Genomic DNA, 15121 nt, shown 5'->3' on the forward strand with positions numbered 1-15121 from the left:
AGTTGGGATATCGCCAAGCGGTAAGGCACCAGGTTTTGATCCTGGCATTCCCAGGTTCAAATCCTGGTATCCCAGCCAATTTGCACACTTTTTTGATTGCCCCCCACACTAGCTTCAAAATCACTAATATTTTTACTTTTATAATCCAATACCACATTTTTTCAGATATAAAAAAAGACCCAAATTTGAGCCTTTTCATCAACTAACTAAGCTCACCACTTATTGCGTATTTTAATACCCAGTTTTTTACCGGCCCTGTATTATTAGCTAACTTTAAAAATGTGCTGCGCGCCCATTTTAATGGGGCTATTTGGTTTGAGAAACCAAAGTAGCAAGCATCCATCATACTCATCATTAATAAATTAGCGTTACGACGACTACGTTCGTACTCTTTAAGCATTAGCGGGCAACCTACATCATCAGCTGTACGCAACACTTCAGCTAAGGCAGCCACATCTTGAAAGCCTAAATTAACGCCCTGTCCTGCCAGAGGATTAATGGTGTGCGCCGCATCACCCACTAAAACGAGTCGCCCTTGTGAATAATTATTAGCATGCTGCCTTGCTAGAGGAAATATAGCATGGCTTTGTACTTCAAAATCACCAGCGAGCTTTGGAAACTTTTCAATAATATGAGCTTTTAATGCGCTAGGTTGTAGGGCTTTAAATGCTTTGAGGGTATTTGCATCGTCATACCAAATTAAATTTGCATAAGGTGCTTGCATAGGTAAAAACGCAACAGGCCCTGTAGGTGTAAACTGCTGCCATGTTTTAACTTGTTGTGGTGCATCGAGCTTTATTAGCACGCCCATACAATGCTGCTGATATTGCCACCCAGTTATACCAATATTGGCTTTGCTACGTAATTGTGATTGCCCACCATCGGCTGCAATGACTAAATCAGCAGTATAGCTTTGTTCGTTATAGTGCAAGGTAATGCTATCAGGGTTTTGCTCTATTGCAGTTAAAGCCGATGAAGGATTAATCATTTCAATATTATGCTGCCCGAATTGCTGCCATAAGCTTGCTTGAATTAACTTATTCTCGATTAAATGACCTAAATGCGTGGTATTGATGGCATGGCAATCAAATAATAAATGATCGTTACCACGCTCAAAAGCTTCTAATTGCTCATAGGGAGCGAGTCTATTTTCGCGCAGCAATGGCATAGCACCAAGCTGATCAAGCAGTTTTTCCGAAAAGCGGTTAATAGCTGATACACGTATATCAACTGCATCACTACTAAGCACTAGTGATGCATCTATTGGGTGTTTTTCAATAACACGTACGGCTTTACCTTGTTGCGCTAATTTAATAGCCATAGCGGCACCAACCATGCCGCCGCCTACTACAATTACATTATTTTTAGCCATGTTTTTCATCATTTTACTTCTGACTTAACTCTACTTTGATTGTATCGTAATTAGTTTGCTCTGTGTGAGCGCTTCGCTTAATTCTCTTATTAAACCCATACTATATTGATTTCAGATCACAAACATGAAATCTATACTTGGTTTTGAGCGTGTATCCAGCTAAAATACGCGTCCTTTAAGTCGAGCAAAATTTAATAATTGCGCCACTTATACCTGTTTCTAGCACATGTTTGTGCCACTATCGAATTGAACACGAGGCTATATTTCAATGAGCAAAAAGCTGCATATTAAAACCTGGGGTTGTCAGATGAACGAATACGACTCTCAGAAAATGGCTGATCTTCTAGATGCGACCAACGGCTATCAGCTAACTGAAGAAGCTGCTGATGCTGATGTTATATTACTTAACACCTGTTCAATTCGTGAAAAAGCGCAAGAAAAAGTATTCCACCAATTAGGTCGTTGGAAGTTATTAAAAGATGACAAACCAGACCTGATTATTGGTGTTGGCGGCTGTGTAGCATCGCAAGAAGGCGATTCAATTCGTCAACGCGCGCCGTTTGTCGATGTTATTTTTGGCCCACAAACATTGCACCGTTTACCTGAAATGATCAAACAAGTGCAAGGTAACAAAGGGTCATCAGTGGTTGATATTTCATTCCCAGAGATTGAAAAATTTGACCGTCTTCCTGAGCCAAAAGCAGAAGGTCCTTCTGCGTTTGTATCAATTATGGAAGGGTGTTCTAAATACTGTACTTTCTGTGTTGTACCTTACACGCGTGGTGAAGAAGTAAGTCGCCCTGTTGATGACGTGTTATTAGAGGTTGCACAGTTAGCCGAGCAAGGCGTACGTGAAGTTAACTTACTAGGTCAAAACGTAAATGCGTACCGTGGTGATACACACGATGGTGAAATTTGCTATTTCTCAGACCTTATCCGTTTAGTAGCCGCAATTGACGGGATTGACCGTATTCGTTACACCACTTCACACCCCGTTGAGTTTACGCCTGACATTATTGACGCTTATGCCGATGTGCCTGAGCTGGTTGATCACTTACACCTTCCAGTACAGAGTGGCTCAGATCGTGTTTTAAACTTAATGAAACGCGGCCATACTGCACTTGAGTACAAATCAACTATTCGTAAGCTACGTAAAATTCGCCCTAACTTAAGTATGTCGTCAGATTTCATCATAGGTTTCCCAGGTGAAAGCAAGGCCGATTTTGAAGCGACCATGAACCTTATCAACGATATTGGTTTTGATATGAGCTTTAGCTTTATTTACAGTGCACGCCCAGGTACGCCAGCGGCCGATTTGCCAGATGACGTAACCGAGCAAGAGAAAAAAGAGCGCCTGTACTTATTACAAAACCGTATTACACAAATGGCACAGCAAATTAGCCGCCAAATGTTTGATACCGAACAACGTATTTTAGTTGAAGGTCCTTCTAAGAAGAACCCAATGGAATTACGTGGCCGAACTGAAAACAACCGTGTAGTTAACTTTGTTGGCCCACACACAGTGATCGGTCAGTTTGTTGATGTACGTATTACCGAGGCACTACCAAACTCTTTACGTGGCGATTTAATTCGTACAGAATCAGAAATGAACTTACGCCGCGAAATTGCCCCTTCAGCTATTTTAACCAAAGCAGCGAGTGAGCAAAAAACCGAGACAGCTAACGAAATTGGCGTTGCTACTTTCGTACCTTAGTTGCAAAAATTCATTGCGCCAGTTAACGCTGGCGCACTGTAATAGGAAGTAATTTTGAGTAATCAGTTAAAAACATTAGAGATTTATTTAGAACCTGCCGACAACAAACGCCTTTCTTCATTATGTGGCCCGTTTGACGAAAACATCAAACAAATTGAACGCCGTCTAGGTGTTGAAATTATTCATCGTGATAACTTTTTTAAAGTAACCGGTAAACTACACAGTAGCGCCGGCGCGGTAGAGATCTTAAAAAACCTTTATATTGATACTCAGCCTGTCCGTGGGGAAATTGGCGAAATTGAGCCTGACAACGTCCATTTAGCCATCACTGAGTCTAAAGCGCTTGAGCAAGACACCTCAAGTAGCGCCTACGGCAAAGAAATGATGATTAAAACCCGTCGTGGCGTTATTAAACCGCGTAACGATAACCAAGGCTTGTATGTTGCTAATATTTTGCACCACGACATTACCTTTGGTATTGGCCCTGCGGGTACAGGTAAAACCTATCTTGCCGTTGCGGCGGCAGTTGATGCACTAGAGCGCCAAGAAATACGTCGTATATTGCTCACTCGCCCTGCGGTTGAAGCGGGTGAAAAACTTGGCTTTTTACCCGGTGATTTAAGCCAAAAAATAGACCCTTACTTACGCCCACTTTACGATGCCTTATTTGAAATGCTTGGCTTTGAGCGTGTTGAAAAGCTGATTGAAAAAAACATCATCGAAATTGCGCCACTGGCTTATATGCGCGGACGCACACTTAATGATGCGTTTATTATTTTAGATGAAAGCCAAAATACCACCACAGAGCAAATGAAAATGTTCTTAACCCGTATTGGCTTTAATTCTAAAGCGGTGATCACCGGCGACATAACCCAAGTTGATTTACCTCGGGGAGCGCGCTCTGGCCTTCGTCATGCTATTGAGGTGTTAGATGGCGTTGATGAAATTAGCTTTAACTTTTTCAAATCGCACGATGTAGTACGCCACCCTGTGGTAGCACGCATTGTTGAAGCCTATGAGCGCAACGATGAACGTGAGCGCCTAAAGCGATTAGAGAAACAACAAGCTAAAGAATCGCTTGCCGCTCATGAGCAACCTGCGACTAAAGAGTAATACCGTGAAAACAGAACTTGATTTACAAATAGCGTGTGAGTTTGACAACTTACCCAGCCTTGAGCAGTTTGCAATGTGGGCCGATAAAGTACTTAGCCAATACCGCGATGAGTCTGAGCTGACCATTGTCATTAGCGATGAAGCACAGTCGCAACAGCTCAATAATGACTACCGTGGTAAAAATAAGCCTACCAACGTATTATCGTTTGAATTTGAAGCGCCACCGGGCATTGATATCCCACTTGTAGGTGACTTAATTATTTGTCCAGCCATCGTTTTGGCTGAGGCGCAAGAGCAAGAAAAGTCATTTCATGACCACTTTGCCCATATGGTTATTCATGGATGCTTGCATTTACTTGGATTTGACCATATAAAGAGTGAAGATGCGTTAGAGATGGAAAGTATAGAAAAGCAATTACTTGCTGAACTAAACATAGCAGACCCATACCGGGACGATATTTAAATAAACGGAGCAATTAGACGTAATGAGCGACGATAACTCGCAATCTAGCCAGGGTTCTTCTGGCAGGACTTGGCTGGGCCGTATAACCCACATGTTGCAAGGGGAACCCCAGAATAGAGAAGAGCTGGTTGAGGTGATTGCCGATGCCCAAGAGCGGGATGTAATCGATCCTGAAACCAAAGAAATGATTGAAGGTGTGCTTGGTGTGTCTGAGCTTAAAGTGCGAGATATTATGATACCGCGCTCACAAATGGTCACTTTGGAAATTGATAGCCCGCTTGAAGAGCATATACCTATGATGGTTGACTCTACCCACTCTCGTTTTCCGGTTGTGTGTGAAGATAAAGACCATGTAGAAGGGATTTTACTCGCAAAAGATTTATTACCTCTCATTTTAAACAAAGATGAGCATTTGCCATCGCTTCGTGACTATTTACGTCCTGCTATGGTGGTGCCTGAAAGTAAACGGGTTGATACCCTGCTTAACGAGTTTCGTCAGCAACGCTACCATATGGCGATTGTGATTGATGAATACGGCGGCGTATCTGGTTTGGTCACCATTGAAGATATTCTTGAGATCATTGTTGGCGAAATCGAAGATGAGCACGATGAAGAAGAAGAACAACAAGATATTCGTCAACTAGCTAAACATGTTTACGTTGTGCAAGCACTAACCCCTGTAGATGACTTTAACGAGCATTTTAAATCAGGCTATAGCTCGCAAGACGCCGATACTATTGGTGGTACCGTATTACATGCCTTTGGCCATATGCCTAGTCGTGGCGAAACCATTGATATAGACGGATTTCAGTTTAAAGTAACTAATTCTGATAACCGTCGTATATTACAACTGCAAGTCACCATTCCTAAGGCTGATGATAACGACAGTGAAGAAACTGCTAACTAGCCTCACCCTACTAGCAAAAGATAAAAAAGCATGGCTCGCACTGGTTGCGGGCCTTGTTTTGACTTTTAGCTACGCGCCTTTTGGTCTTTGGCCAATTGTATTTTTTAGCTTGGCCGCATTATTTTATTGTATCCCTGCAAACCTCACCGGAAAAAACCACGCTAAAACGGCGGCTAAATATGGCTTTATATTTGGTCTAGGCTGGTTTGGTGCAGGCATTAGCTGGGTGCATGTATCTATTGCCACCTTTGGTGGTATGCCACTTATCGCTTCCATTTCGTTAATGGTATTACTGTGCAGCTACCTTGCATTATTTCCTGCGTTGGCGCTGTGGGCAACCACTCGTTTTTCAAACGGCTCTATAAGTTTTGCAGCGCTACTACTCCCTTGTTTTGCGATTAGTGAGTATTTGCGAGCCAAGCTGTTAACCGGTTTTCCTTGGTTAAGCTTTGGCTATACACAAACCGACAGTCCACTGAATGCCCTTGCTCCTTTTATTGGTGAATTTGGACTCACGCTATTATGTATTGCCATTGGTTTTGCATTGTACAGCTTAACCCAAAAACAATATAAAGTGCCTGCTATTACCGCTGCTGTGGTTGTTTTAGCTTTTGCAGGTGCACATTTTACAAAGGCACCCCATTACTCCAATAAAGACCTTTCTGTGCTGCTTGTACAAGGTAATATAAAACAACACTTGCGCTTTGACCCCAGTGAGTTTTGGACCACCATGAGTAAGTATCAGGATATGACGCGCCGTCACTGGGATGCTGATTTAATTGTGTGGCCTGAAGCCGCAGTCCCTGAAATAGAAGCCCTCGCTGATTCATATTTAGCAGGCTTAGACAGTGCCGCCTCATTTAATAAAACCGCGCTAGTAACGGGTATTGTCGATTACCAACGCGATACAAGAACCATTTTTAATACGCTGATTGTGGTCGGTAACAAAGAGCAAAATGATGAACACGGCCACTACCGTTACTTAGATAGTAACCGCTATCAAAAGCATCAGTTATTGCCTATTGGAGAATTTGTTCCTTTTGAAGACATACTACGCCCCATAGCTCCGTTATTTGATTTGCCTATGTCGTCGTTCTCTCGCGGTGATAAAGTGCAAAATAACTTACGCGCGAATGGCTTTAATCTACTGCCCGCTATTTGCTATGAAATAGTCTTTGCCGATTTAGTGCGGGGTAACTACAAAAGCGACTCTGATTTACTATTTACCGTAAGCAACGATGCCTGGTTTGGTGATTCAATCGGCCCCCACCAGCATATGCAAATTGCCCGCATGCGCGCCCTTGAACTACAGCGCCCATTGGTACGTGTTACCAACAACGGCATAAGCGGTGTATATGACCCCATAAGCCAAACACGCCAAACTATGCCACAGTTTGAAGCAACAACACTTAAAGCCAATATAAAGCTCATACAAGGCGACAGCGTATATAGCCAATACGGCAATGGGTTTGTATGGGGGTTTATATTGTTATTGGGTATGATTGGATTTGGGGTTAGGTTTAGAAGTTAATCTCGCTATTTAAGATGTAGAGCCTACATATTTAGCCCTACATTTTTAAATGTATTTATTTGGCTTCTAAAATTACTTATTCTAAAGACAACCTGAATAAGTAACTATATCACTCCCTCAAATTTAGCAGACTAACTTGATAGTACTCTTTAGCGTTACTCATTATATTGCCATCTAGTAGTGGTATCGCAATTCAAAATAAATATACTTATAGCTTTATGAAGTTATGTTAACCAAAACTAATCTTTAACTGCACTTTCTACGGTTTGGGCATTCACAACTTGGTTCACATTCCCTTGAATAACTACCGTGGCTGATATTTTATCTTGAATGGCTTGTCTGTTTGGATCCCAGTACACTTGTAAAAAGCCTAACAAGCCGGTGGCAAAACCTGCGCCGTAACCACCGTAGCGGCCAAAACAATCAAGTAAACCCAGCGGTTCACCACTTAATGCAACCACTCGGGTGTTACAGAGCTTTTTACCAGGGGTTTGACCGCGCCATAATAAAGAAAACAGTGTGAAGTACACAGCCGCCCAGCCAAAACCCAAACCTAAATCTTGAATAATACCTTTACCCCACTGCAAAATACTGTGCGTGGTTGTTTGTGCGGATTTATCTTCTATTAACTGCGCAAGCTTTAATTCATTATTTTCACCAAACACTAATAATTGTAAAAATGCTTTTGCAAGTTGTGGGTTTTGTAAGTCGTCCATTTCGGCTAATTTGGGTACTTGCCCTATCAAATTATCAAGCGCATTTTGTTGGCAAAGTTGCTCACAGCTTTCGTCGGCTGTTTGCACTAAGTAGGCATTTACCTGCTTTTTTTCTGTGGAGGTAAGCTGAATGTCATCCTGTATTTTTAAGCCTTGAACAGGGTCATCGCCTTCTAAGTAATCTATGCCAATTGAAAGCACAGCAAGAGCGCTTACAAATAAAATACTTGCTGCTACTATTTTTAATATTCTTCGCCACACACTCGACATTTTAGGAAGGTATTGCTGCGCCGTTCCTTTGTAAAAAGCCATCGCAGCAACGAATGCAATAATAGTCGCACTGAGCTTTGCAGCTATGAATATTAATGCAACATCAATAATCATAGCTAATGCGCGCCGAGTCGGCGAAGCCAAAGGCAAGCCAAGTAAAGCATTATCAACCTCAAAGGCATATGGCGTGATCACTTCTCGAGTTTCGGCTTTAGATAACGCTAATTGTTCTAATTCTTGTGCTTTCATTATTATACTTGTTATTAAAATAGGTAACGCGATTAAATTACGCGCTTTTTAATTTTTGCTCAAGCGAACTCATCTTTATTTAAAATAAAAACACCTCAAAACAAAAAATATCAAATACAAAAGTTACAACCATTTACAAATATAAAGTTAACATTATTTACAATGCAACTACAAAACATATATTATCGATGAAACTGCTTTTTCTTTAAAAATTAAATATATGGAGTATATTTTGAAGTTATTAACTAACATGTTTTTCTTGTTTTCGGTACTTGTTTTAAGTGGCTGTGCCCACCAGATAAGTTTAAATCCAGACACTGAAAAACTTCAGCTTTCAGAAAATAAATCAATATCCGTTGTAGGTTATTATATTTCTGAAGATGATATTAAAAAACAAGTAAAAACACTTGGTGGTGGTGGCGATAATGTTAGTTACAAACCTTATAAAGACACAGAAGCTGCATTATATACTGTACTTTCTAATAAATTTGAAAACGTTTATAAGCTTGAATCATTAACTGATAATACATTTTTACAAGACAATAAAATTGAATATGTATTTATACCTACAATAACAACTGAATCTAGTTCAGATAGTTTATTTACATGGCCACCTACAGAGTTTACTTTCACGTTAAACTGTAAAACTTTAAATAGCAATGGCGATATAGCATGGAATACTGAAGTTAAAGGTTTTGGCAAAGCTGAATTTGATGAGTTTAAAAACGACTTTTCTTTATCAGCAAAGCGTGCAACAGAAGAAGCATTTAACAAACTAGTTGTAGAGTTAGAGCAGTCAAAACTATGAGTAAGGAAAGAATTAAAATGAAGTATAGAAGTTTAATAGGATTAATCGGGGTTTTATTCTTAAGTGCATGTACAATTCAAGTGCCTCCTTATAGTGCAGACATTGGTAACGTTTCAAAATTAAAGCAAGAAACGGTTTCCCCTTTATCTGTTGGCACAATTAAGTCTGAAAAGAAACTAAATAAAATTTCACTTAGAGGCTCACCTCTTATTTCATCTGTAGGCAACAGTTATGGTAAATATATTGAAAATGCTTTGTTGCAAGAGCTTAAGTTAGCCAAGCTTTGGTCTGGTGTTGCTAAAAAGCAAGTAACTGGCAAAGTAATTGACCAAGATATTGATGTTACGGGTTTCTCCGAGGGAAGTTCATTTATAAAAGTAAATTTTATCGTTTCAGAAGAGAATATTATCTTATTCGAAAAAGAAATCATGGCCGAACACACTTTTGACTCTTCATTTATGGGAGCGATCGCGATCCCTAATGGTCAAAAAAGCTACGTAGAGTTAGTTCAAAAATTACTAACAAACCTATATGCAGATGAAGAGTTTATTGCCTCAATAAAATAACTCTATTACATCTATTTCAAATAAAAAAGAGCCATACGAAGTATGGCTCTTTTTATTTAAACTTACCCTAAAACCACTTAATTTTAAGCTTTGTCGAGTGAACTTTACTTGCTTGTGATCTAAATAAATTGCATTTAATGTCAACATAGCTAACTTCGCTAGGTTCTAGAAAGCTGTCTGTGCTTTTACCTACACAGTTACCAATAAACTTACCACTTTCGTCAAATGTAGAAGCAATAACGGTTCCCGTATAAATGCTCTCGTTAGTAATATTTTTTAATTCAGCCGCGATTCTTACTTGACCATTTTCTTTATATATTTCAGAAAGAGTTAGTTTATAATCATTATTAATTTCATCACTTGTTTCTAATGCTTTATTAGAAACCATTGTTTTAAATCCACTGTCAACATCAGCGGCGATTGTAAGGGCGAACGCACTAATGCCGCCAAGCATTGCTATTACAAACCCAACTCCCCAAAAAAAGCCTTTTATACTCTCGTTAAAATTATTACTTTTCATTTAATTCCCTTTCGTTTTTACCATTGTATTTCGTTAACAAGATAGCCAAAGTAACTTTTTTCGCCGACTAAGTTCACTTTTGTATTTTTAAGTTTTAAAAGCTTGTGCTTATCTAAATACCACCTGATGTTATGCTGTTTGTTTGTAGATATATCTGCAAAGAGTAAACGAACGCAATTCGGCTCATAATCGCTATAACAAGCCTCAGACTCAACTAAGATATATTCTTCAGACCAATAATCGCCTAAATGATAATGCGCCCATAGTTGAATCGGCGCACAAATGACAGCCCAAAGATATGCATACAGCAAAATAGGTATCATCATGATACTTAAATATTTAAGGATAACCCCTTCTTGATCAAAGTGAGTATTAAACTCTTCTTTTGCATTTGGCGTTTTTATTAAATGAAATAGAAAGGCACACACTAAAGAAATAGTAATAAAGCCTAAAACCCAAAAACTTAAAAAGTCATAAAAACGGTTAGGGATAAAGGAGGGGTCGATTGAAGTGTACCACTCATATAGGCCAACAGGCGCGATCATCATAACAATAAATGCTATGATAACGAGAATCACAGGCTTTTTTGTCATATAAATTAATATCCTTATATTTTATGACGTCTTTAATTTGGTCAGTATTTTAATCAAGGATTGCCTTATCCCAGTATTAAAATAATTATGTGAACAATTATTACATCAAAACGTATTATTGTTAATAATGGTTTTAAGGAATTACTCATGACCGCCAAACAACTCTCATCACTTTTTGTTTTTAACTTACTGTTTGCCACAACCGAGGCAAACGCCAATGCTCGCTGGTATGTAGTGAATGATTCGGTGATGGGTGGCATTTCTAATAGTCAGGTTTTGTATGAAAACGACAATTTAATGTTTACAGGCAATGTATCGCTTGCAAACAATGGAGGGTTTGCTTCTATCCGAACGCTATTGGATGTACAAAGCCAAGACATCACTAAAATTATGCTACGTGTTAAGGGCGATGGTCAAACCTATCAATTACGTTTAAGAACCAATGAGTACATGGATGGTGCGGCTTATACCCGCTCGTTTAGTACCACAAAGAGCGAGTGGCTTAATATTGAGTTTTTACCTGAGGATTTTCAGCTTACTTATCGCGGCCGCTTACTTGAACAACAACCTACAATTAACTTTAAAGATATAAAGCAGCTTGGGTTTATGATTGCAGGTAAACAAGCGGGAGAATTTAGGCTTGAGGTTGGAAAAATTGAGTTTAAAAACTAACTTTTCTGCGTACATTACAAGGTTAAATAACCTGAACTAATACAGTTAGACTTTGGTTAAATAGTAAAGTCGTCGCCTCGCCTTTTCATTTCGTTGATTACTAGCTCAATAATTTGTTGTTTTATTGCTGCCTGCTGTGACTTTACCTCACTAAGTTGCAGCTCCAATCTATTTATCTCTTCTTGTTGTTGCTCGGTTTTATACTTTTTAGCTCCCATATGCTCAGCATCCATAGTTAAGCGACTATCGCCTTCAGCTGGCCCATATTGGCTATTATCTATGGTTAAACTGCGTTGTACCGTACTCTGCTTAAGCTTATTTACTTGTTCTTGCAATGCAACTACTTGCTGGGTGAAATATTTATATGCCTTTTCTAAATTTTGATATTGCTCAGCAAATGTTGCGTTATCTTCGCTGTATTTTTGAACCTTTGCATCTAAAAACTCTGATAAAACATAGTCAGGTTCTTCCTCTGATTTATCATCAATGCGTTGCTGTTCTGATTCTATTAAAGGCTGGTTGTTGTAATTAGATGCTTGATATTGGATTGAGCTGGTTGAAATCTTCATTATTTTATCCCTAAAATGAATTTGTCACTATTTTAGGTATCGACTGACGATTTAAATTCTTGAGTAGGATTGACTGATAAGAGCAAATAAAAAAGCCCTACTTGATTAAAGCAGGGCTTAAAGTATTTTTTACCTTAAAATTACGACTCAATAGCCAGTAATTCCACCTCAAAAATAAGCAATGACGCAGGAGGTATACTCCCTACCCGCTTTTCACCATAGGCAAGCTGGTGCGGTATATAAAACTGAAATTTATCGCCCGGGCTCATCAGTTGCAGACCCTCAGTCCAGCCTTTTATAACTTGGTGCAAGCCAAAGCTAATCGGAGTTTTACGCTCCACTGAGCTGTCAAATACAGTGCCGTCGATTAAAGTGCCGTGATAATGCACTTTCACCATACTCGTTGGGCTAGGTGTATTTTCGCTATCCCCTTTATGGATTATTTTATATTGCAAGCCAGACGCGGTTTCTTGAACGCCTTCTACCTTTGCATTGGCAATTAAGTAATCACTTTCAATTTGCGCATTAGCGATTGCTTGCTGCTTGGCTTTTTTACTGTTTTTAAAAATCAAAACGCAAAAAATAGCGATAACAATCAGTAAAATAATATTGATCATAACTCCCCTTTTTCATCTTCTGAGTCGTCTTTATCGTCGCTGTTATCGCCGTTAACAATATCAGCAATATCTTTTAATCGTGCTAATGCAATGCCATTCACTGAATCTTCTGGGTACTGCTCATCAATCATGTCACCCGCGTCAATATCCATTAGTAAGTTTAGCGCTTGGTCAACTGTTTCAACGGCGAAAATATTAAATTTACCCAGTTCAACCGCATTCAGTATTTCATCATCAAGTACTAAGTTAACTTGGTTTGATTTTGGAATAATAACGCCTTGCTCACCCGTTAAACCACGCATTTTACATAGCTTAAAGAAGCCTTCTATTTTTTCATTTACGCCACCGATTGCTTGCACATCACCATGCTGATTAATAGAGCCGGTTAGTGCAATAGATTGGCTTATTGGTAAACTGGTGATCGCCGATATTAGCGCACAAAGTTCAGCTAATGAGGCGCTATCACCATCTATATAGCCATAGCTTTGTTCAATGGCAATATTCGCACTGAGTGTTAAGCTAAAGTGTTGCGCATATTTGTTACCTAAATAACCGGTAAGCAACATTACCCCTTTTGAGTGAATTGCTTTACCCAGCTCAGCTTCGCGTTCCACATCAATAACGCCATCAGCACCCGCATAAACAGTGGCGGTAATGCGTGCAGGTGTACCAAACGAAGTATCACCAATGTGCAGTACCGTTAAACCGTTTACTTTACCTACGGCTTGCCCGTCGGTCGCAATTAAGGTGTGGCCTTCTTTTATATCGCTGAGCATATTTTCACTAATTTGCCCTGTACGGTATTGTTTGCCTTCAATCGCTTCGTCAATATGGCGAGCATCAATCACCGTCAGCTTATCTTGCTTAGCGTAAAAACTAGCCTCAGCCACAAGCTCTAGTACATCAGCAAAACGGGCTGAGAGTTTATTATGGTGCTCAGCTTGGCGATAACTAAACTTAAGCAATCGCACCATTGCTGATTCGTTTAACGTGCACTTTAATGTTTGCTCGCAGTAATCACTGACTTTAGTAATAAACTGATACTGCAGCTTATCGCTGCTTGGTAAGTAATAATCAAAATCGGCAAGTACTCTAAATAACTCGGCAAATTCTTCGTCGTATTCACCGATGGTGTAATAGAGTTCACGTGAGCCGAGTAAAATAATTTTCACATCAAGCGGTATTAACTGCGGGCGAAGCGTAAAGCTACTGCCAACTACACTGTCTTGATAAGGTAAATCATTTTTTATTTGATGCGTTTTTAGCGACAGCTTTAGCCCATCCCACACTTGGGGTTGAGCCATTACTTTTTCAGCATCCATAATTAAATAGCCGCCATTCGCGCGGTGCAATGCACCTGGTTGAATTGATCGATAGCTGGTAATTAACGACCCTTGCGATGTTGCGTATTCAATTTTGCCAAAAATATTACCAAAAGTGGGGTTCGGCTCGTAAACAACCGGTGCCGCATCGCCTTCTTTATATTCGACCAAAATATTAGGCGCAAAAAAGTCGGTAAGCATGCCTTTACGATCAAAGTCTTCTTTGTTTTCTTCGCTTTCGCCTTCATCGTCGAGCCATTCAAGGACGGCATCAATAATTTCTACACGTATATCTTTTAAATAACGCAGTACACCAATATGGCTGGCATATTTATGTTCTAAATCTTTTAATAACGGTTTAGTGGCTTGCTCAGCAGTAGACTTTTTAAGGTTGCGGAGCTTTTCTTTCGACTCGCGTTTCCAGCGCGGTAACTCAATAAGCGCCTCAATGAGGGCATCTTCTAATTTTTCTATACGCTCAAAAAACATCTCGCGTAAGTCATCTTCAAGATCAGAAAACTCATTATCGGTAAGTTGTTTACCATCAATCAGCGGTGCAAAGCCGACTACGCCTTTTTCTTCAATTAGTGCCACACTTTGTTCAAGTGCTGCTATTTCTACTGCGGTAATTGCGCCGTCGTAAGCATCGTTAAATTCACGGTCTATCGATTTTTTCTTGCGCTGATAGGCTGGGTTATCAAATGCAGCAGGAAAAGTGTCGAGTACTTCATCAATAAATGAGTCAATATCATCGGCTAATTGTTTGCTTTGCCCTGCATGCATAAATAACGCAATAGGCTCACGGTGATCGTCGTAGTTATTAACATATAACCATTCATGCGGTGTTGTGCGCTCTTTAGCGTGTTGTTTTAATTTGTCTTTTACTAAAGTAAAACGCCCGTGTGCCGCCTCTCCCATTACATAAACATTATAACCGGGTAGGTCCATTCCTAAAGAAAAGTCCAATGCACTTTGCGCACGTTGTTGGCCTATAAAGGTAAGTTGCTCAGGGTATGGATTACTCATGCAAGTGTTTACATGGCTCGATGAAATACTCGGTGCAAGATTTGATACGGGTAGTGGCAGCAATTTTTTCGTCATTCTAACTTCTTTTTTTAC

15 protein-coding genes and 1 tRNA gene are annotated in these 15121 nt (G+C 39.8%); 9 read left to right on the forward strand and 7 right to left on the reverse strand.

Going from position 1 to position 15121, the window contains the following annotated elements; translation table 11 throughout:
- Positions 1 to 3 precede the first annotated feature (3 nt).
- Positions 4 to 78, forward strand: a tRNA-Gln gene (locus N523_RS0113560).
- A 124-nt stretch (positions 79 to 202) separates the two neighbouring features.
- Here N523_RS0113560 and N523_RS0113570 read toward each other — a convergent pair.
- A complete protein-coding gene (locus N523_RS0113570) occupies positions 203 to 1384 on the reverse strand; it encodes an FAD-dependent monooxygenase (RefSeq protein ID WP_028834097.1) in 1182 nt (393 codons plus the stop codon).
- A 256-nt stretch (positions 1385 to 1640) separates the two neighbouring features.
- On the opposite strand from N523_RS0113570, the gene miaB reads away from it, so the two are divergent.
- From miaB to lnt, 5 genes are read left to right on the forward strand one after another with little or no spacing between them, the layout of a single operon-like run.
- A complete protein-coding gene (miaB, locus tag N523_RS0113575) occupies positions 1641 to 3086 on the forward strand; it encodes a tRNA (N6-isopentenyl adenosine(37)-C2)-methylthiotransferase MiaB (RefSeq protein WP_008467975.1) in 1446 nt (481 codons plus the stop codon).
- A 54-nt stretch (positions 3087 to 3140) separates the two neighbouring features.
- Positions 3141 to 4199, forward strand: coding sequence for a PhoH family protein (locus N523_RS0113580; protein WP_028834096.1), 1059 nt, complete (start codon positions 3141 to 3143; stop codon positions 4197 to 4199).
- Between the two features lie 4 nt (positions 4200 to 4203).
- Complete coding sequence (ybeY, locus tag N523_RS0113585; protein ID WP_008115159.1) at positions 4204 to 4662, forward strand: rRNA maturation RNase YbeY; 459 nt, start codon at positions 4204 to 4206, stop codon at positions 4660 to 4662.
- Between the two features lie 22 nt (positions 4663 to 4684).
- Entirely contained in the window at positions 4685 to 5569 is an 885-nt protein-coding gene (gene corC / locus N523_RS0113590) for a CNNM family magnesium/cobalt transport protein CorC (protein ID WP_013465334.1), read from the forward strand.
- On the forward strand, positions 5550 to 7100 hold the full coding sequence (gene lnt, locus N523_RS0113595) for an apolipoprotein N-acyltransferase (protein WP_028834095.1): 1551 nt from the start codon (positions 5550 to 5552) through the stop codon (positions 7098 to 7100). The genes corC and lnt overlap by 20 nt, the downstream gene beginning before the upstream one ends.
- Positions 7101 to 7339: 239 nt before the next feature.
- Here lnt and N523_RS0113600 read toward each other — a convergent pair whose 3' ends face one another.
- Positions 7340 to 8335, reverse strand: a complete 996-nt coding sequence (locus tag N523_RS0113600; protein ID WP_028834094.1) for an RDD family protein — start codon at positions 8333 to 8335, stop codon at positions 7340 to 7342.
- A 232-nt stretch (positions 8336 to 8567) separates the two neighbouring features.
- Between N523_RS0113600 and N523_RS19095 the strand changes: the two genes are divergently transcribed.
- Together N523_RS19095 and N523_RS0113610 are read left to right on the forward strand one after the other, a co-directional pair.
- A complete protein-coding gene (locus N523_RS19095; RefSeq protein WP_028834093.1) occupies positions 8568 to 9143 on the forward strand; it encodes a hypothetical protein in 576 nt (191 codons plus the stop codon).
- Positions 9144 to 9160: 17 nt separating this feature from the next.
- Positions 9161 to 9709 carry a hypothetical protein gene (locus N523_RS0113610; protein ID WP_028834092.1) on the forward strand — a complete coding sequence of 183 codons (549 nt, stop codon included), beginning with the start codon at positions 9161 to 9163 and terminating at the stop codon, positions 9707 to 9709.
- A gap of 67 nt (positions 9710 to 9776) precedes the next feature.
- Here N523_RS0113610 and N523_RS0113615 read toward each other — a convergent pair whose 3' ends face one another.
- Both N523_RS0113615 and N523_RS0113620 read right to left on the reverse strand, forming a co-directional pair.
- A complete protein-coding gene (locus N523_RS0113615) occupies positions 9777 to 10229 on the reverse strand; it encodes a hypothetical protein (RefSeq protein WP_028834091.1) in 453 nt (150 codons plus the stop codon).
- A gap of 17 nt (positions 10230 to 10246) precedes the next feature.
- A complete protein-coding gene (locus N523_RS0113620; RefSeq protein WP_028834090.1) occupies positions 10247 to 10822 on the reverse strand; it encodes a hypothetical protein in 576 nt (191 codons plus the stop codon).
- 147 nt (positions 10823 to 10969) lie between these two features.
- Here N523_RS0113620 and N523_RS0113625 point away from each other — a divergent pair, with 147 nt between their 5' ends.
- Positions 10970 to 11494, forward strand: coding sequence for a CIA30 family protein (locus tag N523_RS0113625; protein WP_028834089.1), 525 nt, complete (start codon positions 10970 to 10972; stop codon positions 11492 to 11494).
- Positions 11495 to 11550: 56 nt separating this feature from the next.
- On the opposite strand, the gene N523_RS0113630 is transcribed toward N523_RS0113625, so the two are convergent.
- The 3 genes from N523_RS0113630 to N523_RS0113640 all read right to left on the reverse strand — a co-directional run bounded on the left by N523_RS0113630 (position 11551) and on the right by N523_RS0113640 (position 15103).
- Complete coding sequence (locus N523_RS0113630) at positions 11551 to 12063, reverse strand: hypothetical protein (RefSeq protein WP_028834088.1); 513 nt, start codon at positions 12061 to 12063, stop codon at positions 11551 to 11553.
- Between the two features lie 140 nt (positions 12064 to 12203).
- A complete protein-coding gene (locus N523_RS0113635) occupies positions 12204 to 12680 on the reverse strand; it encodes an FKBP-type peptidyl-prolyl cis-trans isomerase (protein ID WP_008467995.1) in 477 nt (158 codons plus the stop codon).
- Positions 12677 to 15103, reverse strand: coding sequence for a Lon protease family protein (locus N523_RS0113640; protein ID WP_008467997.1), 2427 nt, complete (start codon positions 15101 to 15103; stop codon positions 12677 to 12679). Before N523_RS0113640 ends, N523_RS0113635 begins: the two co-directional genes overlap by 4 nt.
- Positions 15104 to 15121: the final 18 nt, after the last annotated feature.

The organism is Pseudoalteromonas sp. 23_GOM-1509m, assembly GCF_000518425.1.
Taxonomy (GTDB): Bacteria; Pseudomonadota; Gammaproteobacteria; order Enterobacterales; family Alteromonadaceae; genus Pseudoalteromonas; species Pseudoalteromonas tetraodonis.